Origin of the sequence: Actinoplanes subtropicus (assembly GCF_000721705.1) — a bacterium.
In the GTDB taxonomy this organism is placed as follows: Bacteria; Actinomycetota; Actinomycetes; order Mycobacteriales; family Micromonosporaceae; genus Actinoplanes; species Actinoplanes subtropicus.
Genome location: NZ_JOJL01000025.1, coordinates 16178 through 40484 on the forward strand (window position 1 = coordinate 16178; position 24307 = coordinate 40484).

The window sequence follows — 24307 nt, forward strand, 5'->3', positions numbered from 1 at the left end:
TCCTCTCCAACAACGCGTGTTCAGGCGAGATTCTGGAGCAGACGCCGGTACCACGTCACCCCGTCGTGAAAGTCCTTGACGCCCACGCGTTCATCGTAGGAATGGATCGCGGCGCGTTGATCCTTCGACATCCGCAGCGGCGCGAAACGGTAGATGCGCGGGCAGATCGGGGTGAAGTGCCGGGAGTCGGTCGCGGCCATCATGATGTAGGGAACCGTGACAGCCTCGGGGAACACCGTGCCGACGGTCGTCTCCAGCAGCCGGAAGGCGTCGTCGTCGATCGGGGAGAGTGGGCACGGTTCATTGTGGTCGACGACCTCGAAGGTCACTTGATCGTCGGCGACGGCTCGGCGCATGCGCATCAGGACGTCGTCCACGCTGTCGCCGACCATGACCCGGACGTTGACCCCGGCCACTGCGGCCGTCGCCACGACGTTGAGGGCAGGGGAGCCCGACAGCGTCGTGGCCACCGCGGTCGTGCGGGTCATCGATGACACTTCCGGCCCAAGCCTGCCGAGGACGCTCGCCAGCAGCGGGCGCAGCCGCCCGGCATGCTTCACCAGCGGGCGCACGATCACCGGGGCGTACGGCGTGAGCCGGCGGAAGAACTCCACCGTGGCGTCCGGCACGTACCCGGGGTGCTTGATCGCGTCGATCCTGGTGACCGCTCTGGCCAGGCGTGCGGTCGGGCCCAGCCGGGCGGGTACCGAGGCGTGGCCGCCGCGGCCCTCGACGCGCAGCTCGACATTTGTCACGCCCTTCTCGGCGACACCGATGACTGCCAGCGGCACGGCGATGCCGGGGACCACGCCCGACGCGACCGCGCCGCCTTCGTCGAGCACGAACCACGGTTCAACGCCGCGCCGGCGCAGTTCTTCGACGGCCGCCAAGGCCGAGCCGCCGCTGACCTCCTCGTCGCAGCCGAAGAAGAGCCAGACGTCCTGGGCTGGGGTGAAACCGGCGGCGAGCAGGCTCTCGACCGCTGCGCACACCGCGACGAGCGGGCCCTTGTCGTCGAGGGTGCCACGGCCCCAGACGTAGCCGTCGACGAGCTCGGCGCCGAACGGATCATGTTGCCACGGGTCGCCCGGCTCGACCGGCACGACGTCCTGATGGGCCATGAGCACGACCGGCCGGTGAGCGCCGTTGTTCGAGAGGCCGGCCCAGCGGAAGAGCAGACCGGCCGAGCCGACACGGGTCAGCTCGAGGTGCTCGTGCAGCAGGGGAAACCGCGTCCGTAGCTCGGTGTGGAAGCGTTCGAAGACGCCCTCTTCGACGTCCTCGGCCTGCCGGCGGCTCACGGTGGGGATCCGCACCAGCGCGCGCAACGCATCGAGCGCGGCGTCCTCCGCCGCGTCGGGGGACGCGGCACCCGCGGAATCCAGCACGCGATGACCTTACCGGGCGAGGCGCCGACGTCGTTGTCCCGGCGGTGTTGATGCTCAGGTAGAACGACAGTTTCGCGGTGGTGCAGGTCGAGTTGATCGTCCCGAAGCCGTGACCTGGCGTGGGTGTCCTTGTCCGCCCAGCATCAACACGGCGCCCGCTGCCAATGCGACTGCCAGCACCGCGCCGTTGTACACCGGACGACGAGATCTCGGCCGGACGGCGCGATCCTGCTCGGCGGGAACCGTCACGGCGACACCTTCTCCATCCCGTGGTCGCCTGCCGATCAGTGGTGCTGTGCAGCGACAGGCGTGGAGACACGGGCGTCGTCGGCGCCGGGTCGCGGGGCGGACCAGCCGTGCCGGCTGCGGCGGTTGCCGATCAGCCGGCAGGTCAGGTAGATGGCGAACGAGATGGTGGTGACGTAGGGGCTGATCGGGATGCTGCTGCCGAGGGCGAGCAGGATGCCGCCGACCACGGAGCAGACGGCGAACAGCACGCTGAGCGTGGTGACCAGGCGCGGGGCGGCGGTGATCCGCATGGCGGCGGCGGCCGGTGTGCAGATGATGCTGAGTACGAGCAGGGCGCCGACGATCTGGATGGACATCGCGACGGTCAGGCCGAGCAGCAGCATGAAGGCCGGGGAGAGGGCGTCGACCGGCACGCCCCGGGCGGCGGCCACCTCGGGATCGGTGCTGGCGAAGGTGAGCGGGCGCCAGATCAGCAGGAGGCAGAGCAGGACGACCGCGGAGGTGGCGAGCAGCCAGGACAGCTGTGGGGTGTCGACGGCGACGATCTGCCCGGTGAGCAGGCCGAACTTGTTCGCAGAGCGTCCCTTGTAGAGTGACAGGAACAGGACGCCGAGGCCCAGCCCGAACGGCATCAGCACGCCGATGATGGAGTTGCGGTCGCGGGCCCGCCGGCCGAGTGCGCCGATGGTCAGGGCGGCGATGATGGAGCCGGCCAGCGACCCGGCGACGACGTTGACGCCGAGCAGCAGGGCGGCCGACGCGCCGGCGAAGGAGAGCTCGCTGATCCCGTGTACGGCGAAGGGCAGGTCGCGCATCATGACGAAGGTGCTGATCAGGCCGCCGACCACGCCGAGGACGAGGCCGGCGAGGATCGAGTTGTGCACCAGCGCGAGCAGCTGGCCGTAGTCGGCGAAGTTGAAGATCTGCCGCCAGAGGCTCACTGCGCGGCCACCGCGTCGAGTGTTTGGTGGCCGGCGTGTCCGTGGGTCTCGGGCAGGCCGGCGACCAGGATCCGGCCGCCGGAGCGGATGACCTCGACCGGGGTGCGGTACATCTCGCTGAGCGTCCGCGAGGTGAGGACCTCGTCGACCGTGCCGATGCGGAACCGGCCGCCGGCCAGGTAGAGCACGCGATCGGCGTACGGGAGCACGGGGTTGATCTCGTGGGTCACGAAGAGGACCGCGGTGTCGCCGGTGCGCCGGCTGTGGTCCACCAGCGCGGTGGTGGTGCTCTGACTCTGCGGGTCGAGCGACAGCAACGGCTCGTCGCACAGCAGCAACTTCGGGCCGGCGACCAGGGCCTGCGCGATCCGGACCCGTTGCTGCTCACCCCCGGACAGCAGGCCGACCGGCCGGTCGGCGTAGGCCCCCGCGCCGACCTGGTCGAGGATCGCGTCGACGCGGCGGCGCCGGCCGGCGTTGCGCCATCCGATGCCCCAGCGGTGCCCGTCGAGACCCAGGCCGACCAGGTCGCGGGCACGCAACGGGGTGAGCGGGTCGACCCGGCGCTGCTGCGGGACGTAGCCGATGTCCCGGCCGCCCCGGCGGGCCGGATGCCCGGCGATGGTGACGGTGCCGCTGGTGAGGCGCTGCTGGCCCAGGATGACCCGGAGCAGGCTGGTCTTACCGGATCCGTTGGCGCCGAGCACGGCGAGGAACTCGCCCGGCTGAACGAGCAGATCCAGATGCGACCAGAGCCGGCGGACGCCGAAGCTGAAGGAGGCGTCGTGGATCTCGAGCGCCGGTCTGGTTGAGCGTGGTGACATGTCCGCCCTATCCGAGTGCCGTCTGGATCGCCGACAGGTTGCCGGTCATCCAGCTCACGTAGTCCTTGCCAGCCGGCAGGGTCTCGGTGACCGGGACGACCGCCACGCCGGCGGCTTGCGCCGCGTTCTTGACCTTCTCCGTCTCGGGGCCGGAGGTCTGCTCGTTGTAGGCCAGCAGCGAAACCTCCTTGCGGGCGAACAGGCCCAGCGTCTCGGCGAGGACACCGGCGGACACGTCGGTCCCTTCCTCGATCGCCTCGCTGAACTCCTTCGGCGTCTTGTTGACCAGCCCACACGCTTCGAGCAGGTACAGCGGGACCGGCTCGGTGATCGCGACGCCCGCACCCGAGTGCGCGGCCTTGATCGACGCCTCGGTGCTCTCCATCTGCTTCAGCTTCTGGGTGAAGGCGGCACCGCCGGCCTGGAACGCCGACGCGTCCGCCGGGTCCTTGGCCGACAGGGTGCCCACCAGCTGGGTCACCAGCTTCTCAACCGTCGGGAAGTCGTACCAGACGTGCTCGTTGAGCTCGCCGCCGCTCGGTGCCGTCTTGCCGGAGATACGAACCACGTTGAGAACCGTCGCATCGGAGTTGTTGGCCGCCTTCAGCATGGTGTCCAAGAAGTCGTCGTAGCCGCCGCCGTTCTCGATCACCACGTCGGCCTTCGAGAGTTGCAACTGGGTCCGGCTGTTCGCCTCGTAGGAGTGCGGATCGGCGTCGGGGTCGCTGATGATCGACGTCACGTCCACCCGGTCGCCGGCGATCTGCTTGACCACGTCGCCGTAGACGTTCGTCGCCGCCACCACCGACAGCGCCGTGCCGCCACCGGAACTGGCACCGCCCGGCCCCGGGCTGCCATCCGCCGACGAGCCGCAGGCTGACGCCGCCATCACCAGCGCTAGCACGCCGGTGCCCAACAGTCCGGTGCTCCGACGCGTCATCACGATGTTCACCCTCCGTGAGGCCTTCCTGGAAATGATTTCCATGTCGGTTAGACCGTAGGGTCGTTCTCGCCCGTCGCGCAACCCGCGCGAAGTGATTCTCCTCTCGCACCCCAGAATGCCGCACGGAATGGGTCGTGTCGAAGGCACGCATGCGGCTGAATGCACATTTACATATGCTGGTTCCGCCATGCCGATCAGGCCACGCTTATTCATTCCTCCGGGCGTCTCTTGGCGCGAACTGCCGCCCTCGGTTCCGTTGAGGCAGGCCGTCGATACGCAGCGTTCTCGACGCGGAGAGCTGCTTGTTCCTTGCCCCCGGCGGCTCGTTGGGAGTCGCTTTGTCGCTCTTTCTCGCGCCCAGAGTCGATCCGACAACGGCCTCCGCTCCGGCGGAAAAGGTCTGCTGAGCCGATTGATCGATGCGTTGGGGTCGCCGCTCAACATCGTTCTGCCGGGACGGCTCGCGGACAACGTGGCGGCATTCCGTGCGGTCTATTCGCGGCATCGCCTGGCCGGGAAAATCTATTATGTGGACAAGGCCAATCGGTCGAGCGCGCTGCTGCGGGAGCTGGCCGCGACGGCGGCCGGCGTGGATGTCGCTCATCCCGGTTCCCTCTCGCCGTCGCCGGCTCTGCGGCGCCAGCCCTCGCCCAAGTCGTCCGTGAGATTGGTGTAGCCGTTGGCCGAGGAGTGGGGCTGTAGCCCGGACATCCCGCCGCCGAGATCCTCGCGGATGGCGGCCAGGACGGAGTTGACCACCGACGCGTCGTGCGTGATGGCGAAGAAGCCGAGCACCGCAGCACCCAGCGCGGCTCTCGTGGCCCGGTCCTGCCAGGAGTCGACAACCGCGACCCTTCCTTCGCTGGCAAGTTGACTCCGGTCGGTGCGGGTCACGGCTTCCCAGGGTCGTTCTCGAAGACGTCCTTGGCGACGGTCATCGCGGTCATCGCCCTGGGCCAGCCGGCGTAGAACGCCAGGTGGGTGATGACCTCGATCAGTTCCTGCCTGGTCACGCCGTTGTCCTGAGCGCGGCCGAGGTGGTGGACGAGTTGCTCGGTGGCGCCGCTGGTGACCAGCCCGGCCACGGTGATCGGGCTGCGATCGCGCGGCGAGAGCTCCGACCGTTCCCACACCTGCCCGAACAACACGTCGTCGGTGAAGCCCACCAACGCCGACGCGAAGTCCCCGAACATTTGTTGGGCACCCGACGGTTCAGTGTCGTCTGCCATCCGATGGTCTCCTCTCCGAATCAGTGCCTGTCGGTGTGGTCACAACGATCATGGGGTGCCTCCGCCTGTCGGGGTCGCGGTCAGCCGAACGGTTTCCAGCCGCACGAGCCCTATCCAGGGAGGAAACAGTCCCCCCTTTCACCGGCCGGCTCCGTCCGGAGTCAGGGCCACGGCGCGCCCACGAGCGCTGGGTCACCGGTTGCTGTCCTTTCGTCTGCGACCACGGAATACACAAAGGCCCGTCACCTATGTGGGTGACGGGCCTTTGACCTGCACTTTCTTTGTAGCGGGGACAGGATTTGAACCTGCGACCTCTGGGTTATGAGCCCAGCGAGAGGTTGCCAGATCGTGCTGCCTCATGATGTTTCCGGCCGCCGCTGGCGGATATTTGTTGGTATTTCCGATCTTCAGTCCGGTTCTTTGAGTCCACAAGTGAGCCTGGTCGGGGCGATGCCGGAACAAAGACGTCCTCGATCGGCCCGGCCGCAAGTTCTATCCCCAGGCATTACTCGATCTTGACAATCTGCTCCGGCAGCGCAGGAACGATAAGTTGGCAGTCGAACAGCGCCACCTATTCGAGCCGGCCATTCAACTCGTCGGCAATATTTATGAGCTGCTGAATCTGTTCCGAGGGTAGTGGGCTAGCGAGAGCAACCAGTCGACCGATCTCCGCCTGCACATCTTGGCGAAGCCGTGGAGCAAGCGGCTCACGTGATGGCAATCCCGCGATAACCAGCAGGTCAGCTAAGGATATCTGTAGCACTGGAGCGATGTCTTGGATAAGGTCGGCGCGCGGCTCTAGATCACCAGCGAGAAGGCGCCGTATGGTCGACTCCGCCCGCGCCGAGGCTCGGCTCAACGATGAAGGCGAAAGGTTCCTATTTTCCATAAGACCTCGCAAAACACTGCCGAAGTCAGGGGGCATGCCTGTGTCATCTCCAATAAAGTCAGCGGCCAGCAGGGCTCACCGCAGCGCTACATGGCAGCAAAGTGGGCAACGAGCCCCGCGCCAGGAGAGCCTTGGCTAGATTTCCCTGCCGCTCCTACCCCGCCCATTTCCAGGGAGTCGAACTTACGTCGAATCCGTTACCCATTAACGCAGCCGTAGCTATCTCCTTGAGCCCTTTCCTATCACCATCATGCCCAGGCGCCAAATGTCCTGAGTAATTGTCATACTCGTCAATGACACCAAAATCGTTCACATGGAATGTTCCCGCCATTATCACAGCTTGATCTAGCGCGGGGGGTCTCGCCGGCTTGCGTCCAGCACCGGCCGCGAGACTAGTATGTCCAGCCCAAATCTGATTGTCATACACGTCGTCGTTTCTAAACGCGCGTACTGATCGATCTGGCATTACGACGTAGTGGTAGTCACCCTTCTCGAGGTTGTCACCCGACGTGATCATATATTCCGCCGGGAGGGGAGCCTGCTCATCAGTATCAAGCCCCTCGTGATTATTCCAAAGGCGGTGCCCATCCGGTGTTCTTGGGTGCCCCCCGCAGTCCCACGCGGTGGCCGTGCTTGATTGTCCGTCGCGTTTGAGGCCGAGGACGGTGCAGCCGTCTTCTTCCCACCAGGTGTGCTGGGGATTCGGTACGGTGCCGGCGTCCGGGTCTTCCTGTGGTGCTTGGGCACCCTGGGGTAGGTCGGAGGCTGCCTGTTTTGCCTGTCCGGTCGATCCGGTCGCCTCCGCGGGTCCCTTCGAGCGGGCAGGCGCCGTGTCCTTAGGTTTGGCAGGGGCGTTGCCAGGGGTGCATTGGGTGGTGTCCGCTGCTGCTAGCTCGTACGCCGCTGCCGGGATGTACGAGATTGAGCCGGCCAGGATAAATGTTGCGGCAAGGCCGTATCCGGCGTAGGTGATCCATTTGCTCTGGTACCAGGGTTTCGATGCGGTCTTTGATCCACCGTTTGTAGGGATATTGACCGGTGCCCCTGATTGTCCGGTGAGATCGTCGTAGCCGGAGTAGAGCGAGCCTCCCGAGCCGACTGTGGTTTGCCACCCTCCGGTGTTGCCGCCGGAACCGGAGCCGGAGCCGCCTCCGCCGGGGGCTTGGCGTTCGTGAAGTTCCTCGAGCTGCCGGGCTTTTTCTTCGCGTTCCTTTTGGAGGCGGTCGGCTTCGGCTTTGGCGCGCTGGTACCACTTGGCGCCGGCTGCTGCTGCGGCGGCGGCTTGGGCTTTCAGTTTTGCGGTTGCCTGGAGGTTGGCGCTGCAGGCGTCATGGCCGCTGGGGTCGTTGTTGCCGAGGGGGTCGTCGTTGCCGTAGGCGTAGGGGTTGGCGTTGACGGCGGGTTCGGGTTGGTTCTGTTGGGTGTCGGCGCTGGTGAAGTTTCCGGTGGTGGGGCTGTACCAGCGGGATGCAGCGTTGACGAAGCTGGTGGCGGGGTCGGTCCAGCCACCTTGGTAGCCGAGGTCGGCTTGGGTGCCGGTGGACGCCAGGATGTTGCCGTAGGGGTCGTAGCTGCTGGAGCTGGTCAGGCTGGACCCGGTGGTGGTGAAGGTGCCGGTGACGTCCCCGTGCTGGTCGACGTCGAGGAACGCTCCGGTGCCGTTGATGTTGGCGGAGAGCAGGTCGCCGCCTGCGGTGCGGGCGAAGGTCTGCGTGCCGTCGGACGTGACGCCGTTGGACAGGTCGCCGTAGGTGAGGGATCGGCTCGTGCCGCCGGCGGTGACGGTGGCGAGGCGGCCGAGCGCGTCGTAGGTGTAGCTGGTGTTGCCGTTGGTTGTCTGCTGGTCGTAGGCGTCGGAGGTGACCGTGGTTGTGCTGGCGCCGGTCGTGATCGCTGCGGTGGTGCCCCGGCTGGTGTAGGTGTATCCGGTGGTGGTGCTGCCGTTGGTGGCGGCGGTGACCTGGGAGCGGGCGTTGTAGGTGTAGGTGGCCGGTCCGGCGCGGGTGCGGTTGCCGGCCGGGTCGTAGCTGTACGGCGTGGTGACGGAGCCTGCGGTCCAGGTGGACAGGCGGCCCGCGTCGTCGTAGGTGTAGGTGTTGCTGCCGGCTCCCGCGACGCCGCTGGTGGTCTTCGACGTGACGTGCCCGGCCGGGTCGTAGTCGTAGGCGACCGATGCCTGTACGGCTCCGGCTGGGTTCTTGATGACGTCGGCGACCAGTTGGTGCAGGTCGTCGTAGCCGTACGCGCGGGTGGGTCCGCCGGTGCCGTAGGCCACGGTGGTGGGCTGGTCGACTTTGTTGTATCCGACGGTGATGTTTGCGCCGGTCAGCGGGTCGTGTTGGCTGGTTTGCCGGCCGGCGGCGTCATAGCCGTAGCCGGTGGTGCCGGTAGCGTCGGTCTGGGTGGTGAGCTGCCCTGCGGCGTCGTAGCCGAAGGTGGTGTTCCAGCCGGGCATGGTGGAGGTCGTGAGCAGGCCGCGGTCGTCGTAGGTGAACTGTTCGGTGCCGTTGGCGCCGGTGGCGGTCAGCAGCCGGTTGGCGGCGTCATAGGTGAAGCCGCGATTGGCGGTGGCGGCCTCCGCACCGCTGCCCGATTGGCCGGTGAGCCGCCCGGTGTCGTCGTAGGTGTTCGTGATGGTGACGTTGCCAGGCCTGGTGGTGCTGGTAGCTCGGCCGGCGGCGTCGTAGCGCTGCCAGGTGGTGCGGTCGGCCGCCGCGGTCTGCCCGGCGACCGGCGGCACGACGGTGGATTCCAGCATTCCGAGTGCGTTGTAGGTGTAGGTGGTGGCGTTGGTGTTCGGGTCGGTGTAGCGGGTGGTCCGGCCGTCCGCGTCGTACCCGAAGGAGGTGGTGATCGTCTGGCCGCTGGCGCCGGGCTGGCTCTGGCTGGTGGTGCGGTTCAGCGCGTCGTACACAGCGGTGATCGTCTTGCTGCGCGGGTCCGTAGCGGAGGTGCGGTTGCCGGCAGCGTCGTAGCCGAAGGAGTAGCTGCGCAGCGTCGTGCCGGCGGCGTTCTGGTCGGTAACCGCGGTGAGCCGGCCGGCCGGGTCGTAGCTGGCGACCGAGGCGGTTCCGTCCGGGGCGGTTTGTTTGAGCAGTTGGCTCGCCAGGTTGTACGCGTAGCCGGTGGTGTTGCTCAGCGGATCGGTCTGGCCGGTCAACCGGTTCAGGTGGTCGAAGGATTGCGTGGTGGCGTGGCCGAGGGGATCCGTGATCGTGGAGAGGTTCCCGGCCGCGTCATACCCGTACGTGGTGGTATAGGCCGCGGGGGTGGTGCCGCGCACGATCGCGGTGGAGGTGATCTGCTGGCCAAGGGCGTTGTAGGTGGCTTCGGTGCGTGCGCCGGTCGCATCGGTCGTGGACAGGGCCTCGCCGACGGTGTCGTAGGAGGTGCGGGTGGTCCGTCCATCCTGCAAGGTCTGGTTGACCTGGTTGCCGAGTTGGTCGTAGGTGTAGGTGATGTCTTTACCGAGCGGGTCGGTCAGTTTGGTCAGCTGGGCGAGCTTGTCGTACTGGTAGCGGACGACAGGGGTGAGCGCGGCGCTGGTGCCGGGTGGGGTGTAGGCGGGCCACGCGGTGGCCGTCAGCCTGCCGCCGAGGTCGTAGGTGTTGGTCTGGATCCGTCCGGTGGGGCTCTGTTGCTCGCCGATCTCGCCGTAGGTGTTGTATCCGGTCAGCGTGGTGGCAACGGCCTTGACGGCGGTTCCGCCGACGTTCTCCGTCTGCACCGGTGGCGTGGTGACGGCGACCGGCCGGTCGGCCTCATCGTACCGGAAGGTGGTGGTGTAGTCGGCGGCGGTCGCGCCCGACACGTTCCCGCGCGGATCGGTCTGCGAGGTCAGCACGTTGCGCTGGTCGTAGGTCATGGTGGTGGTCAGCGTGCTCGACCCGTCGGCGACGGCCTGCGAGGTGAGCCGGCCCACCGGATCGTATTGGAAGGTCGTGGTCCTGGTGTCACCGCCGCCGGTGGCAGTCTGGGTCAGGACGTTGTCACCGGCGTCGTAGGTCAGGGCGACAGCGATGTTGGCGCCAGACGGGTCGGCGACGGTCTGGGTGACCCTGTTTCCCGCGTCGATCGCCCACTGGAGCTGTTTGCCGCATCCCTTGGTGGCGGTCCAGTTGTCGCACTCGCCGACCTTGTTGCCGGCAGCGTCGTAGGTGAAGCTCGCCGTGACGGTCGCGTCGGGGCTGCCTGCGGCGTCGGTGACCGACTGCAGCCGGTTGTCGTCGAAGTAGGTGTACGCGGCCGTGCGGCCCATCGCGTCGGTGACCGAGGCGAGACGTCCGGCCGGATCGTAGGCGCGAGAATCGAGAACCAGGTCGGCCGGCGCGCTTGGCGCGGCCGGATCGCCGGTCCAGCCCTGGAGTGTGGTGGTCAGCAGGTCACCCGCCGACGAGTAGTCGTATCGGTAGACCAGCCCGTCCGCGGCTGTGCTGCTGGTGTTCCAGCCGAAGGCGTTGTAGGTGTAGCTGGTCGTGTTGCCGAGCGGGTCGGTCACCGACGCGAGGCGGTTGCCGGCGTTGTACGTGTACGAGGTGGACCGGGTGGCGTCGAGCCCGGTCTGCCCGGCGATTGACGCCTTGCGGGAGATGAAGGAGGAGGTGCTGCTCTCGTCCGGGTTCTGGATCAGCTGGTCGTACAGCTGCCCCCAGTCGGTGACGTCGCGCTTGCTGACGTTGCCGTCGTCGTCGTACTGGGTGGTGGTGACCAGGCTGTGTGTCTTGCCGGTCACGGCGTCGGTGGTGGGCGGATCCACCTCGCTGACGACCCGGTCCAGGTCGTCGTACTGGAACTGGGTCTGCAGGCCGTCCGGGTATGCCGTCGTCTTGACGTACATGTTGGTGAGGTAGTTGCGGTAGTAGTTGTAGCCGTACTCGGTGATCCGGCCGGAAGGCTCGGTCAGCCGGCAGATCAGACCGCTTTCGCAGTACTCGTACTTCGTGACGGCGCCGCGTGGGTCGGTCACCGAGGCGAGCAGGCCCGCCGGTGCGAACGCGGTATTGCTGAAGGCGGACGGTGTCGTGGCGGTGGTATAGGCGTAGGTCGTGGTGCGGCCGTTCGGCGACTCCGCCGTTGGTGGCGTGACGGCGGTCGCGATGTCCCCGGTGTTGGTATAGGTGTAGGTGGTCTGGTAGGCGGTTCCCCCGCGGCCGTCGGTCGCGCTGAGAACCTTGCCGTTGCGCGGGTCGGCCGGGTCGGTGGAGTTCCAGTAGTACGTGTACGAGTTGGTCTGGCAGGAGCTCGGGGTCTGGCAGGTGGTCCGCTGGACCGGGTTGCGGTTGGCGTCGAACACCAGGCTCAAGCTATGCGCGTCGGCGTCGGTGATGCCCACCCGGTTGCCTGCGGTGTCATAGGTGAAGTAGGTGGTCTGCCCGAGCGGGTTGGTGACCGCGGTGGTCCGCCCGCCATTGCCCGGGTCCATGGTGATGACCGACGTGCTACCGCCGGGCTCGGTGACCGTCACCGTGGTGGTCGGCGTGGGCGTCATCGACGATCCCTTGGCCTGGTAGAGGTAGGCCGCCGCATTCGGGGTGAGTTGGTCGATGTTCAGCGCGTACACGGTGGCCTGAGCGATCTGGCCGGTGAAGTAGCCCTGCGGGTTGCTGGTCTGGATGGACGGCCAGAGGCCGCCGACGTAACCAGCGCCGACGGTGACGTTCGTCATCGCGTAATAAGAGGCGTACCCGCTGATCGCCTTGCCGGTGTGGGTAGCCTGCTTGACGCCATCGATCCACAGCGTCTGAGTTGTACCGGAGGCGGCCATCAGCACCATGTGCCAGACACCGTTGTTGACCGCTGCGGCCGACGTCATCGGCGACAGTGAGTTGTCCCAGAACTGCCCGCGCAGCTTGCCGTCGGTGCCGATGTACAGCGCCGGAACGTAGCCGCTGGAAGGTACGGTTCCGATCGGCGTCGACTGGTACGAGAACAGGGTGCCGCCCGCGGTCGTCGTACGGAACCACAGCGCCACCGCGGCGTTGCCGGTGCCGTCGTCCATCGCGCCGGACGGCAGCGACAGGTAGGCCGACGTGCCGTCGAAGGAGCCGGCCGGGTCGCCGGTGTCGCCGAACGGGCCGGGCGTGCCGAGAACGACGTTGTTGTAGACGCCGTCGCGCGGATTGTCAGTGGTCGGGTTGAGCCCGAGCAGGTTCCGCGCGACCGTCCCGGAGCTCTCGTTCATCGGGTAGCCGTACGTGGGCCGGGTGCTCAGCACGGCGCCGCGGTAGTAGTTCGTCGATCCGGTCGTGGCGGGCGCGCTGAATCCGAAGGTCCCGCCGTCGCCGGTGGTGACGGACGTGACCCGGTCGGCGACGGCGTCGTAGGCGAGGCCGGCGGTGGTCTTCCCGGACGGCAGCTTGCTGGTCACCAGTTCCCGGGCGGCAAGCGTGCCTGCCGCGTACTCCTGCTGAACGGCGGGCAGGCCGAGTGGCTTGTTGAGGAGGAAGACGTCCTGGATCTGACCGGCGAACCAGCCCAGGGCGTTGTTGGCCGGCAGGGCCGGCCACGTGCCGCTGAGCTGCCCGGCGCCCACCGTCACGTACGGCATGCCGGCCGCCGGAGGCGCGATGTTGCCGGCGGTGAGCGGGGTGCCGATCTGCGCGCCGTCGAGGTAGAGGTTCTGGTTGACGGAGTAGCCGGAGAGCACCACGTGGTGCCACTTGCCGTCGTTGACCGCCGTGCTGGAGGTCATCGGCGCGACCTTGCCGTTCCAGAACTGGCCACGGAGCTTGCCGTCCGAGCCGATGTAGAGGGCGGGCGTGTAGTTGGAGGTGACCGCTGTTCCGCCCGGCGCGCTCTGATAGCTGAGCAGTACCCCGCCGGCCTGGCTGGTCTTGAACCACATCCCGGCGGCCATCGCGTTGCCGTCCAGCAGATGATCGGGCAGCGCCATCTTGGAGCTGTTTCCGTTGAACAACGCCGACGTGGCCGGCGTTCCGGCCAGGGCACCGGGCCGGCCGAGGGTGACATTGGTCAGCGTCGCGTCGTAGGTGCCGACATTCACGGCGACCTGATCGGCGGCGCGGGTGGCGCCGGCCATGTCGCCGAGCCGCCAGTAGGCGCGCGGGTTGGAGTCGACCACCATCGACGCGAAATGCGAGCCGGAGTTCGCCCCCGAGGTGTAACTGTAGGTGGCGCACGCGGTCGTCGACGTCGGCGGACACATCGACGTGAGGTTGTTCGCGTCGTCGTAGGTGTACGTCCAGTCCCGTTCGCGGTAGGCGTGGATCTGCCGCACGCCTACCTGAGTGACGTGCGGAACGGTCACCGTCGCGCCGGCCGCGTTCACCACGCTGCCTGCACCCCACGTGAACCAGATGCCCCGGTCGAACGGCAAAGTATTCGGGAAACGGACGAACTCGGTCTCCATGTAGGCGGGCCGGTTGAACGTCTTCGCGACCCCGTCAGCGCCGGTCACCGCGACGTTCTGCCAGGTGAGCGCGACATTGTGGCCGTTGGGGTCGAGCAGCCACCGGAGCCCGACGAACGACTGCCCGGTCACCGGGTCGACACCGGTGTAGGCGAACTCGTACCGTAGCCCGGACGGATCCCGCAGCTGGTACTGCGAGTTCGGGTCGGAGGCGGTCAGCACTTGCCGCATGCCAGGAGGTGAGGCGAACGAGCCGTCCGCGTTCTTGCCGAACCGTTCCTGCCTGCCGTCCGGCAACACCACGACGACGCTGCCCGAGCCATCCGAGTCCGGGATGACGCGGGTGTCCAGCAGCGACGCCCAGCCCGCCCCGAACGCGTTGGACAGGCTCGGGTCGACACTGTTGTAGGTGCGACGGATCTCGGCGCGCGGGCCGGACTGGTCAGGCGCCGGCGACGCGTCGACGACCTGCGTCGAGTAATTACCGGCCGCCGGGTTGACGCCACCGATCGTCGCGTCTCCCGAGACGGCGCCGAGATGGCTGGTGAGCAGCGGCTGTGCGGGCGACGGGACGCCGAAGTAGCCGGGCTCCGACCACGCCGACGCCTTGTTCGTGTCGCTGACTTGTGCCTGCCAGTAGTAGGTGCTGCCCCAGGACAACTTCCCGGCGGGTACCGTCCAACTGTTCGCGGTGGTCGAGCCGGAGGTTGCCAGCACGGTGGTCGAACCGGCGGCGTACAGGTTGAACGTGTAGGTCAGCGCGGCGCCGGCCGGGTACGCGTCGACGTCGTGCGCGGTCATCGACAGCGTCGGCGTCAGGCTGTACTGCGTCGAGTTGTTGTACGGGTACAGCGAATCCATCACGGGCGGGTTGTTGACCACGTCGACCGCGTAGCAGGCTTGCGGAATACCCAGGCCGGAAAAGTATTGGCCACTGTGCACCATGTCCCAGCAGACCTGGTACGTCTTGCCGACCGGCAATGCGGGCAACGTCGCGGTGACCGTGGCCGACTTGTTCGGCGCCACATTGCCCGGCATCGGAGTCAGGTAGTTCGAGGTCGAGTAGAGCGTACGAACGCCGTTGGCGACCGTGTAGATCTCGTAGCCCAGCTGATACCCGTTGGTCGGCGTCCACGTCGCCGAGCCCTCGTTCTGCACGGTGACCTTCGCCCAGCCGGTCTTGTTGTTCCACGGAGACATGTAGAGCGTCTCGGCGTACGACGCACCAGCACCATCCGCGGCATACTCGATCGACAGGTAAGCGTCGTCCGGGTTGAACTCCTTCCACGCGGTCTCGTCGTTCGGCGCGGTCACCGCCAGCCCCTGATTCGCCGCCCAGCCGTGCGCCCAGTTCGTGAACGTACGCGGCGCCAGCGGAACCGCGCCCCACACCCGGCCCTGCGAGCAGTTGACGCCGCCGGTCCAGGACGCGGTGCCGATGACCGGGCCCGTCGCCGGACCGGGATACGTCTTGAGCGTGGCGGGATTCCACGAGCCGGTAACCGGGGCGACGCTCACGGAGTTGGCTGAGCAGACGCTGGCGGAGTACTCGGTGTCCAGGTACAGGTTCGCGCTGATCACGTACGCGTTGCTGAGCTGGCCGGCGAAGCCGTCGAACTTCAGGAACGAGTTGTACTTCACGCCGGACTTCGTGCCGACGTAAAGCGCGTTATCGCTACTGAAGTTCTGCTGGACATCCGACCGGACATAAGTGCTGTCGTTCGTAGTCCGTTGCCCGATCGGATTCGACACCGCGGCAGCCGTCAACGGCGCCGAAGCGATAGCGGCCGCCGCGTTAGGATCGGCCACCCACGAGCCGTCCGCGGCCTTGCGGTTCACCGGCACCCGGTGGATCTGCGCGGTGTACGTACCGTCGCTGTTCTGGAACACGCTCGTCGTCGCCGTGCTCAGATCCGGGCGGCGCACGCTCGTACGCTCGTTGAACCCCCGAACCTTCGACGACGGCGCAGGCTTCGACACCGGGGCAGTGTGGACGCTCGACCCCGACGACCGGGCCTTGTGCGAGACCGCGTGCGGGGCGTACTCGGCGACCGCACCCTTCGGGCGCTTCACCTTGGATGCCGGCGCGGCCTTGGTCCTCTTCGTGGCCTCGGTGGCCGAGGACGGCACCGTATGTTTCTTGCCCGCAGCGCTTCCCCGAGCCTGCCGCGGCGTCGACGGACTCGGCGGTGTTCTATTCGGTGGCGCCGCGAGCGCCTGGGCCGGCTGCAACCCGGCCGTCACCGCAAGCGCCAGCAGCACCGCCAATACCGGTCGTCCCCAACGCATGGTGATCACGCGACCCACTCCCCCGCACAGCCGAATGCCAATCAGATCGCTGCGCCCAGAGCCGACGACGTCACCGTGACGCAATCCAGAATGGACGCTGTGTCACCATCCCATCACGAGATCAACGAAGACAGATTGAAGCAAGTGATCTACGCCACACCTATTCGACGACAGGCTGCATATCGTCCTCCCGTGCGACTGCCATCCAACCCAGCGACGGGCGCCATCGTGCTCGCCCTCGCAGCCCCGTTCGCCGCCACCCCCGCACTTGCGGCTCCCCGCGCTCCGAGCGCACAGCAATGGGCCCTGGATGCGAAGCATTTCGACAGCGCACGCCTCTGGTCCCTCAGCACCGGCAAGGGAGTCACCGTGGCCGTCGTGGACAGCGGTGTCGACGACCACCATCCCGACCTCACCGGCCGAGTCCTGCCCGGCGCCGATTTCACCGGCAACGCAGCCGACGGCCGCGTCGACCTCTCGACCGACGCCCACGGCACCGCCGTCGCCGGGATCATCGCCGGCACCGGCACCGGACCGGACCACATCACCGGCCTCGCGCCGGACGCCACCATCCTGCCCGTACGGATCTCCGACACCCTCACCAGCGACCCCGCCGTCCTGGCCCAAGGCATCAACTACGCCACCACCCACGGCGCCAAAATCATCAACATCTCGATCTGCGCCCGCATCCTCAATCCCCAAATACGCACGGCGGTCGAAACAGCCATCGAGCACGACATCGTCGTCGTGGCCGCAGCCGGCAACGACAGATTGACCGGAAACCCAGCCCAATACCCGGCCGCGCTGCCTGGTGTCATCGCCGTCGCCGCCACCGACGCCGAGGACCGCCTGTGGCCGAAAAGCGAATCAGGCCCATATCTCGGAGTGACCGCGCCGGGCGTCGACATCTACACCACCGGAGCGGAAGGCAGCCACCAGCAAGCCACCGGCACCAGCTTCGCCGCCCCTCACGTCGCCGCCGCAGCAGCACTACTACGCGCCCGCTACCCCGCCGAAACCGCCGCCCAAATCATCAGCCGGCTCACCAGCACCGCCCACCACCCGCGCCAGGGCCGCGACGACACATCCGGATACGGGTTCATCGACCCCTACCAAGCGCTCGTGGCGCCGGCGCCTCCCGCCGAACCCAACCCGCTTCTGCAACCGATCGCCGAGCCGCACCCGAAAAGCACCGGGCACGCTTTCCGCACCGCATCGATCATCGCCGGCCTCGGCGCCACCCTGGCCGCCGTAGCCGCGCTCACGCTGCTGTTCATCCGCCGGCGTGGCCGCCGATCCAGCCGCTAACGGCGGCCGCATCCGCCACCACCTCGACATTGCCGGCCGCGGAACCGCCACCCACGACAAGGAAACGTTGCCGCTGCGCCTTTGCCGCCACCTTCTCGACCACCGGAACAAACCCCGGCTCGGCAACAACGACAACGTCACAGCCGACCCCGACAACCCCGTTCAGGTAGGGAACCCCCGGCGGGCCGGGGGGCGCCACGAACGTCTGCGCATTGACACGGCCGCCCGCCGCCTTCCGCAACGCCTCCCACACGGCCGTGGACACCGGGGAACCGGCCGAGGAACGCACCAGACAAGCCCGGAAATTGCCGGCCACACTGTTGACCGCAGGCGGAGCACCCTCGTCGGATCCGCTGCGGAGCGCGACAGCAACCACCACGCCCACAGCGACCACCGCTCCTGCCACGATCACCGACACGCGAGAGACACGCATGAATCCCCTCTCAGGACGGCCGTCGATCGCCTACCGTACCGACCGTGGCTCGACAAGCCGCCACCGCGGCCTGTGGGCCTCGCGAAATGGCTGGACGCCGCACGCAAGATCTCATCCGGCACGATCAGCGAGCTTTACCAGCAGATCCCGCCATGCTTCTCCCGACCACGGCGGCTTGCGCGCGAAAGACGGCTGCCCCGCCCTGCCCACACGGCCGCCAAGTCGGCCGCGACCGGGAGGCTGGCGTAGGTGATCGGGCTCGACCACCAGCTCACCGCTGACCACCTGGCCTGCAGGGCGTGAACACTACGCCAGCCACCGAGCCGCAGCCGCCATCCGGCTTCGAACGGTAACCCGGTGTAGCCAGAACTAGTGACCTACACCGTAGGCGACACCTCGGCACCTGCTCGTTCCACCGGACCCTTCGTCGCCTCGTGCCGGGTCATACCAGGAACTGCTTCCCTCGTTTGCCCGGACAGTGCCCGAACGGAGACGCAAATCGGGGCCCCTCGATGATCGAGAGACCCCATCTGACCTGCGGTTTTGCTAGTAGCGGGGACAGGATTTGAACCTGCGACCTCTGGGTTATGAGCCCAGCGAGCTACCGAGCTGCTCCACCCCGCGTCGGTGTCTTCAGTCTAGCGCGGGCCGGGGACTGGGGACGACCCGGGTCCCGCGGGCCCCACCCCTCGCCATGACGCGGCCGGCGGCTCCCGCTCGGCCGGCGTGCCGGATCGACTGGGCCCGCCGCCTCCCGGCCGATGGGTGCGCCGCGCGGGTAGGCGACGCTCGACCAGCGCGGGCGGGGTTCGCCGTTCCGGTCCGCGGACGGCCCGGCCTGATTAGCCTCAGGCCGAGGAGGCAACGCTGGTGGTCAGCCGACGGAACATTCTGGGCGTGGGTGCGGCCGCGCTGGCCGCCTGTGCGGGCTGCTCGCGCGGTGCGGCCACGCAGGCCACCGACGGTGAGATGCGGCTGTGGTGCTGGCCGGGCGGCCTCAGCGACAAGGTGCTGGCCGCGGCCAAGGAGCACTTCGCCGGGCAGGCCCGGCTGACCGTCAAAATCATCGACGGCGACTACAAGCAGCAGATGGTCAGCGCTCTGGACCAAGGCCACGACATACCCGCGATCGCCGGCATCAAGGGTGAGGACATCGCTTCCTTGCTGCCCCGGGCGGACCGCTTCACCGACCTGAACACGCTCGGCGCCGCCGACGTCCGGGGTGATTACCTGCCGTGGAAGTGGCAGCAGGGCAGCACGATCGACGGCCAGCTGATCGGCTTCCCGATCGACATCGGTCCCAATGCGATGTTCTACCGGCCGGGCCTGTTCAAGAAGGCCGGCCTGCCCACGGCTCCGGCCGCGGTCAGCGAGGCGATCCCGGACTGGCCCGCGTTCCTCGAGGTCGGCAGCCGGTTCGTGAAGGCGGTGCCCGGTGTGGCCTTCGTGGCCAGCGGGACGCAGGTGTTCAGTGTCTGCCTGGGGCAGGGCACCAAGCGTTTCGTGGACGAGGGGAACCACTTCATCGGCGACGAGGCGCACATCCGCCGCGCCTGGGACTTCGCCGTCGGGGTCTCCCGGAAGGGCCTGGGCGCGGCGATTCAGAGCGACAACCCGAAGTGGGGCAGCGGGATCGCGCAGGGCAAGTTCGCCGTCGATCTGGGCGCCGCATGGCACGCGCTGGACATCGAGCAGGCGGCACCCGCGACCAGGACGGCGTGGCGGGTCGCCGCGGCGTCGGCGGCCGGGGCCAACTCGGGCGGCTCGTTCCTTGCCATTCCCGCCGCGGCGACCCGCAAGGACCTGGCGATGACCGTGATCAAGTGGTTGCTGTCGCCGGCGAACCAGGCGGCCGCCTTCGGCGATGTCTGCCTCTTCCCGTCGACGCCCGCCGCGTACGGGATGCCGGCCCTGACCGCCCCGGATGCCTTCTTCGGCAATCAGCGCACGATCGACGTCTTCGGCCCGTCGGCGCAGAAGGTGCACCACGTGTACGAGGCTCCCGCCGACGCCGCCCTGGCCGATCTGTACCTCAAGCAGCTGATTCTGGTCGAAGCCGGCAAGGACCCGAAGGCGGGGTGGCACGACGCGGTCGCCGCGGCTCAGGCGATGGCGGTCCGGCTGGGAGTCAACTGACGGGCGCCGGGAAGGAGCGCCGAGAGGAGGGCGGAGTGAAGTTGCCGGGGATGAGCCGGCGCGTCGTGGCCCGGGTGGCCGTGGCCGCCCTCACGACCGGGGCTGGCGCTCCTGGCCGCCCTCGCCGTGGTGAGCACGCGGGTGACGGCCCGGTCGGCGACGCAGGTCGCCGAGATGGAGCAGATCAGCCAGCGCTGGAGCGACGTCTACCTGCGGATCAGCGTCGAGTACGAGCACCTGGTCGACTTCCTGGGCACCGCCGACGACGCCAGCCGGACCGCGCTGGTCGACTCGATCGGCTCGGCCGAGGAAATCCTGCGCTGGCTCAACGCGCACGGCAGCCCGGTCGACTCGGAGCACGCCCGCGCCTTGCAGAACACCTACGGCGGCTACAGCTACACCCTGCGCAGCCTCGTCGATGCCCAGGGCGTGCACGACCGCGCCGAGGTGAGCCTCGATGCCAAGCAGGCCGCGCGCAGTGCGTCGGCGCTGCGCAAGCAGGCGGCGGTGAATGTGGCCCGCAAGAGCCAGGAGATGGGCGCCGCCCTGCGGCAGGCACAGGATCGAAGCCATAAGCTCCTGCTCGGCGTCGAGGTCATCTCGGGTGTCGACCTTGCCCTGGTCACCCTGTGCGCGCTGGTTCTGCTCGCCTACCAGAGGCACACGGAGTGGCAGGCGGCCCAGAGCCGGCACCGCGCCACGCACGACACGCTCACCGGGGCCGCGAACCGGGCGCTGCTCGGCGAGCGGGTCGACGCCGCGCTGGCGGGCGCCGCGCGCGACGGGTCGAAGGTCGGCCTGCTGCTGCTGGACCTCAACCGGTTCAAGGAGGTGAACGACACCCTCGGCCACCACACCGGGGACCTGCTGCTCCGGGAGGTGGCGGGCCGGCTGCGGCAGAGCGCCCGGCAGAGCGACACGGTGGCCCGGCTGGGCGGCGACGAGTTCGCCGTGGTCCTGTCCCACCTGGCCGGGCCGGAGGATCTGCTGGCCGTGGGGAGGCGCGTGCTGGACACCGTGTGCGGCCCGGCCGACCTGGAGGGCGTGGCGGTGGACGTCAGCGCCAGCATCGGCGGCGCCCTTTACCCGGACCCCGGCACCAACGCCACGGAGCTGATGCAGTTCGCCGATATCGCGATGTATACGGCGAAGCGCAGCCGCTGCGGCATCACGATCTACAACCCCGGCGCGGACGGTGACCACCCGGATCGGCCGGCCACCCCGGGCGAGTTGCGGCACGCCATCCAGAACGACGAGCTGGAGCTGTTGTTCCAGCCCCAGGTGGACTCCGGCACGAGGCGGCTGGCCGGGGTGGAGGCGCTGGTCCGCTGGCGCCACCCGGCCTGCGGCCTGCTCGAGCCCGAGAAGTTCGTCCCGGTCGCCGAGCAGGGCGGCCTGATGACCGTCATGACCGACCTGATCCTGGCCGACGTCGTGGAGTACTACCACACGTGGCGGAGCCAGGACCTCAGGTTGCCGGCGGCGGTCGACATCGGCGGCCCCTGCCTGCTCGACAAGGGGTTCCCGGCGCGGGTCGCGAAGTTGCTGCGCCGGCACGACATGCCGGCCGGCGACCTCACCTTGGAGGTCACCGAGGCCGCGCTGGCCGCCGACCCGGCATCGACCGCGGCCACCTTGGCGGCCCTGCGCGACCTGGGCGTGCGGATTTCCCTCGACGGCTTCGGCACCGGCGCGTCGGCCCTGTGCCACCTGCAGACCATGCCCCTGGACGAGCTGAAGATCGACGGCCGGATCACCGCCCGCACCTTCACCACCGACAACGGCCAGGCCATGCTGACCGCGATGATCCAGCTCGCCCACGCCGCGTCCCTGCGGGTCGTGGTCGAGGGCGTCGAGGACGAACGCACCCTGGGCCTCGTCGACCTCACCGGTGGCGATCTGGCCCAGGGCCGCCACATCTGCGGGCCGCTGGCCGCCGCCGACGTCCCCGCCTGGGCGGCGACGTGGCAGCAGCCCTCCATCGCGGTCTGACGACTCGCGATCGACAGCCCGGGGGATCAGGCCTCCCGGGTGCGGGCGGCCCGTGCGGCGAGCGGGATCACGTTGAGCAGGAGACCGGCCACGGCGACACCGGTGATGAGGTTGAGACCGGGGTGGAACTGGCCGAAATCGGTGGCCGCGCCGGCTCCCGTGGAAACCAGGGCGGTGACCACGGCCAGCACCAGGGCGGCGCCCACCTGGCCCGAGGACTGGACCAGGCCGGAGGCCAGGCCCTGCTCCGAGTCGGGGATCCCGTCCGTGGCCTGGGCCATGATCGAACTGAAGCCGAAGCCGAAGCCGCCGCCGAGCAGCAGCATCGTGGGCATGACGGTGAGCAGGTAGTGGGGCTGGGTGCCGGCAGTTGCCAGGAACCACACGTACCCGAGGCTGAGCGACACCATCGCGGTGACGATCAGCGGCGCGGTGCCGTACCGGGTGATCAGCCGGCCGACGAACGGGGAGCCGAAGGCCACCAGCAGGCCGGCGGGCAGCAGCGCCAGCGCCATCCGCAGCGGCGCCCAGTGCAGCACGTCCTGCAGGTACAGGGTCATCATGAACTGGAAGCTCACGTACGAGCCGAGCAGCGCGATCATGCTGGCATTGGCCCGGACGATCGAGCCGATCCGCAGGATGCCGAGGCGGACCAGCGGGTGCGGCACCCGGTTCTCGATGAACACGAAGGCGGCCAGCAGGGCGACCGCCAGCGCGAACAGGCCGACGGTCACCGGGTCGAGCCAGCCGCGGGCGGGGGCCGAGACGACCGAGTAGACGACGAGCAGCATGCCGGCGATGAGGGTGGCCGCGCCGGGCAGGTCGTGGCCGCCGCGAGCCGCGGGCCGGTCCCGGGCGATCAGGGCGAAACCGCCGGCCAGGGCAAGCAGCGCGAGCGGCACCGGCACCAGGAAGTTCCACCGCCAGCCGAGGCTGGTGAGCAGGCCGCCGAGGATCAGGCCGGACGAGTAGCCGCTCGCCCCGAAGACCGTGAAGATCGACAGCGCCCGGTTGCGGGCCGGCCCCTCCGGGAACGTGGTGGTCAGGATCGACATCGCGGTCGGCGCGGTGAACGCGGCGGCCAGGCCCTTGACGAACCGGGTGGCGATCAGCAGGCCGCCGTCGTCGACCAGGCCGCCGACCAGCGAGGCGACGGTGAAGACGGCGAGCGCGCCGAGGAACACCCGGCGCCGGCCGAGCAGGTCGGCGGTGCGCCCGCCGAGCAGCAGCAGGCCGCCGTAGCCGAGCACGTAGCCGTTGACGATCCACTGCAGCGAGGTGGTGGACAGGCCCAGTTCGGTACCGATGGACGGCAGGGCCACGCCGACCATGGAGACGTCGAGACCGTCCAGGAACAGGACGGCGCAGAGGACCGCGAGCACTCCCCACAACCGGGGGCTCCAGCGGACTTCTGCGGGTGCCGCGACCGGCGGCAAGGATTCCGTGATAGTCACGGCGGCGACGCTATATGCGTACGCATAGAATGACAACGCAATAGAGTCGTACGCAACAAATGCTGGTGCATCCATGATGCGTGACGAGTAAGATGCAGCGACATGGAGGCCGAATCCCTGCTCGTCGACCGGTGGCGATCGCTGCTGACGAGCTACAACGCCGTCGCCGCGCAGTTGGAGCGCGCCCTGCAGGAGGCGCACGGCCTCACCCTGAGCGACTTCGAAACCCTGGATCGTCTCACCACCAGGGAGTGTGACAAGCGACGCATGCAAGATCTCGCCGCCGCCATGTACCTGAGCCAGAGCGCCCTGTCCCGGACGGTCGCGCGCCTGGAGAAGGGCGGCCTGGTCTCCCGTACGCATTGCGAGGACGACCGGCGCGGCGTCTTCGTCGAGCTCACCGAGGCGGGGCTGCGCCGGCACGCCGAGGCCCGCCAGACCCAGGTCGCCGTCCTTGCCGAGCACCTGGCGGTGGCGGCCGGGTAGGAGGTAGGCCGACCCGGCCGCCGGCTCCCCCCGGAGTTACGACCCTTCCTGCACCTGGTAGATCTCGTCGGCCACCAGCCCGTGGGCCTCCCGGTGCACGTCCGCCGCGGCCTCCGCGGACGGCGCCTCGACCAGGCAGAATATCTTGCCCTGCGCCTCGTCCACCCAGTACCGCAGGTAGCTCACGTCGTGCCCGCCCTGCGTCTGCAGGTCGGCCAGGTGCGCCTTGGCGACATCGTCCATCGCCACCCGGCCGTCCATCGTGTGCACATCCATATAAATCGGCATCTGTCGCCCCTTCCGCTTACGTCAGCGAAGGCAACCGTACGGCCGCAAGGGGTGCACCCAGATCGGTACGACTACCCAGTTTTCGGCGA

At 68.3% G+C, this 24307-nt stretch carries 16 protein-coding genes and 2 tRNA genes; 5 read left to right on the forward strand and 13 right to left on the reverse strand.

The features are described 5' to 3' along the window. Window positions 1–20 precede the first annotated feature (20 nt). The 9 genes from IH26_RS0131955 to IH26_RS0131985 all read right to left on the reverse strand — a co-directional run bounded on the left by IH26_RS0131955 (window position 21) and on the right by IH26_RS0131985 (window position 15473). Entirely contained in the window at window positions 21–1388 is a 1368-nt protein-coding gene (locus IH26_RS0131955; protein ID WP_245665715.1) for a M20/M25/M40 family metallo-hydrolase, read from the reverse strand. Window positions 1389–1672: 284 nt separating this feature from the next. Continuing rightward, on the reverse strand, window positions 1673–2578 hold the full coding sequence (locus IH26_RS0131960) for a metal ABC transporter permease (RefSeq protein ID WP_030439976.1): 906 nt from the start codon (window positions 2576–2578) through the stop codon (window positions 1673–1675). Beyond that, a complete protein-coding gene (locus tag IH26_RS0131965) occupies window positions 2575–3402 on the reverse strand; it encodes a metal ABC transporter ATP-binding protein (protein WP_030439977.1) in 828 nt (275 codons plus the stop codon). The genes IH26_RS0131960 and IH26_RS0131965 overlap by 4 nt, the downstream gene beginning before the upstream one ends. A 7-nt stretch (window positions 3403–3409) precedes the next feature. Then, the gene (locus tag IH26_RS0131970; protein WP_051808898.1) at window positions 3410–4342 is read right to left on the reverse strand and encodes a metal ABC transporter solute-binding protein, Zn/Mn family; all 933 of its coding nucleotides are present in this window, start codon (window positions 4340–4342) and stop codon (window positions 3410–3412) included. 603 nt (window positions 4343–4945) lie between these two features. Further along, complete coding sequence (locus tag IH26_RS0131975) at window positions 4946–5239, reverse strand: hypothetical protein (protein WP_030439979.1); 294 nt, start codon at window positions 5237–5239, stop codon at window positions 4946–4948. After that, window positions 5236–5574, reverse strand: a complete 339-nt coding sequence (locus IH26_RS0131980) for a carboxymuconolactone decarboxylase family protein (RefSeq protein ID WP_030439980.1) — start codon at window positions 5572–5574, stop codon at window positions 5236–5238. Before IH26_RS0131980 ends, IH26_RS0131975 begins: the two co-directional genes overlap by 4 nt. Before the next feature lie 284 nt (window positions 5575–5858). Next, window positions 5859–5930, reverse strand: a tRNA-Met gene (locus tag IH26_RS60205). 215 nt (window positions 5931–6145) lie between these two features. After that, window positions 6146–6499, reverse strand: coding sequence for a helix-turn-helix domain-containing protein (locus IH26_RS64685; protein ID WP_211268788.1), 354 nt, complete (start codon window positions 6497–6499; stop codon window positions 6146–6148). 118 nt (window positions 6500–6617) lie between these two features. Next, window positions 6618–15473, reverse strand: a complete 8856-nt coding sequence (locus tag IH26_RS0131985; RefSeq protein WP_169789852.1) for a LamG-like jellyroll fold domain-containing protein — start codon at window positions 15471–15473, stop codon at window positions 6618–6620. 70 nt (window positions 15474–15543) lie between these two features. Between IH26_RS0131985 and IH26_RS61535 the strand changes: the two genes are divergently transcribed. Together IH26_RS61535 and mycP are read left to right on the forward strand one after the other, a co-directional pair. Then, window positions 15544–16200, forward strand: a complete 657-nt coding sequence (locus IH26_RS61535) for a hypothetical protein (protein WP_169789853.1) — start codon at window positions 15544–15546, stop codon at window positions 16198–16200. Window positions 16201–16313: 113 nt separating this feature from the next. Further along, complete coding sequence (gene mycP / locus IH26_RS58545) at window positions 16314–17429, forward strand: type VII secretion-associated serine protease mycosin (RefSeq protein ID WP_169789854.1); 1116 nt, start codon at window positions 16314–16316, stop codon at window positions 17427–17429. Here mycP and IH26_RS60210 read toward each other — a convergent pair. Both IH26_RS60210 and IH26_RS0131995 read right to left on the reverse strand, forming a co-directional pair. Beyond that, a complete protein-coding gene (locus IH26_RS60210) occupies window positions 17395–17847 on the reverse strand; it encodes a hypothetical protein (protein WP_157437495.1) in 453 nt (150 codons plus the stop codon). The genes mycP and IH26_RS60210 overlap by 35 nt on opposite strands. 565 nt (window positions 17848–18412) lie before the next feature. Beyond that, window positions 18413–18486, reverse strand: a tRNA-Met gene (locus IH26_RS0131995). A 246-nt stretch (window positions 18487–18732) separates the two neighbouring features. Between IH26_RS0131995 and IH26_RS0132000 the strand changes: the two genes are divergently transcribed. Together IH26_RS0132000 and IH26_RS0132005 are read left to right on the forward strand one after the other, a co-directional pair. Continuing rightward, window positions 18733–19998: an ABC transporter substrate-binding protein gene (locus IH26_RS0132000; protein ID WP_157437496.1), complete on the forward strand. Its 1266-nt coding sequence runs from the start codon at window positions 18733–18735 to the stop codon at window positions 19996–19998. A 129-nt stretch (window positions 19999–20127) separates the two neighbouring features. Then, window positions 20128–21990, forward strand: a complete 1863-nt coding sequence (locus IH26_RS0132005; protein ID WP_157437497.1) for a putative bifunctional diguanylate cyclase/phosphodiesterase — start codon at window positions 20128–20130, stop codon at window positions 21988–21990. A gap of 26 nt (window positions 21991–22016) precedes the next feature. On the opposite strand, the gene IH26_RS0132010 is transcribed toward IH26_RS0132005, so the two are convergent. Beyond that, a complete protein-coding gene (locus IH26_RS0132010) occupies window positions 22017–23444 on the reverse strand; it encodes an MFS transporter (RefSeq protein WP_030439985.1) in 1428 nt (475 codons plus the stop codon). Window positions 23445–23546: 102 nt separating this feature from the next. Here IH26_RS0132010 and IH26_RS0132015 point away from each other — a divergent pair, with 102 nt between their 5' ends. Then, window positions 23547–23930, forward strand: a complete 384-nt coding sequence (locus IH26_RS0132015; protein ID WP_030439986.1) for a MarR family winged helix-turn-helix transcriptional regulator — start codon at window positions 23547–23549, stop codon at window positions 23928–23930. A gap of 36 nt (window positions 23931–23966) precedes the next feature. Here the strand turns inward: IH26_RS0132015 and IH26_RS0132020 are convergent, their stop codons facing one another. Continuing rightward, window positions 23967–24218 (reverse strand): DUF4242 domain-containing protein, encoded by a 252-nt coding sequence (locus IH26_RS0132020; protein ID WP_030439987.1) that lies wholly within the window; start codon window positions 24216–24218, stop codon window positions 23967–23969. Between the last annotated feature and the right edge of the window lie 89 nt (window positions 24219–24307).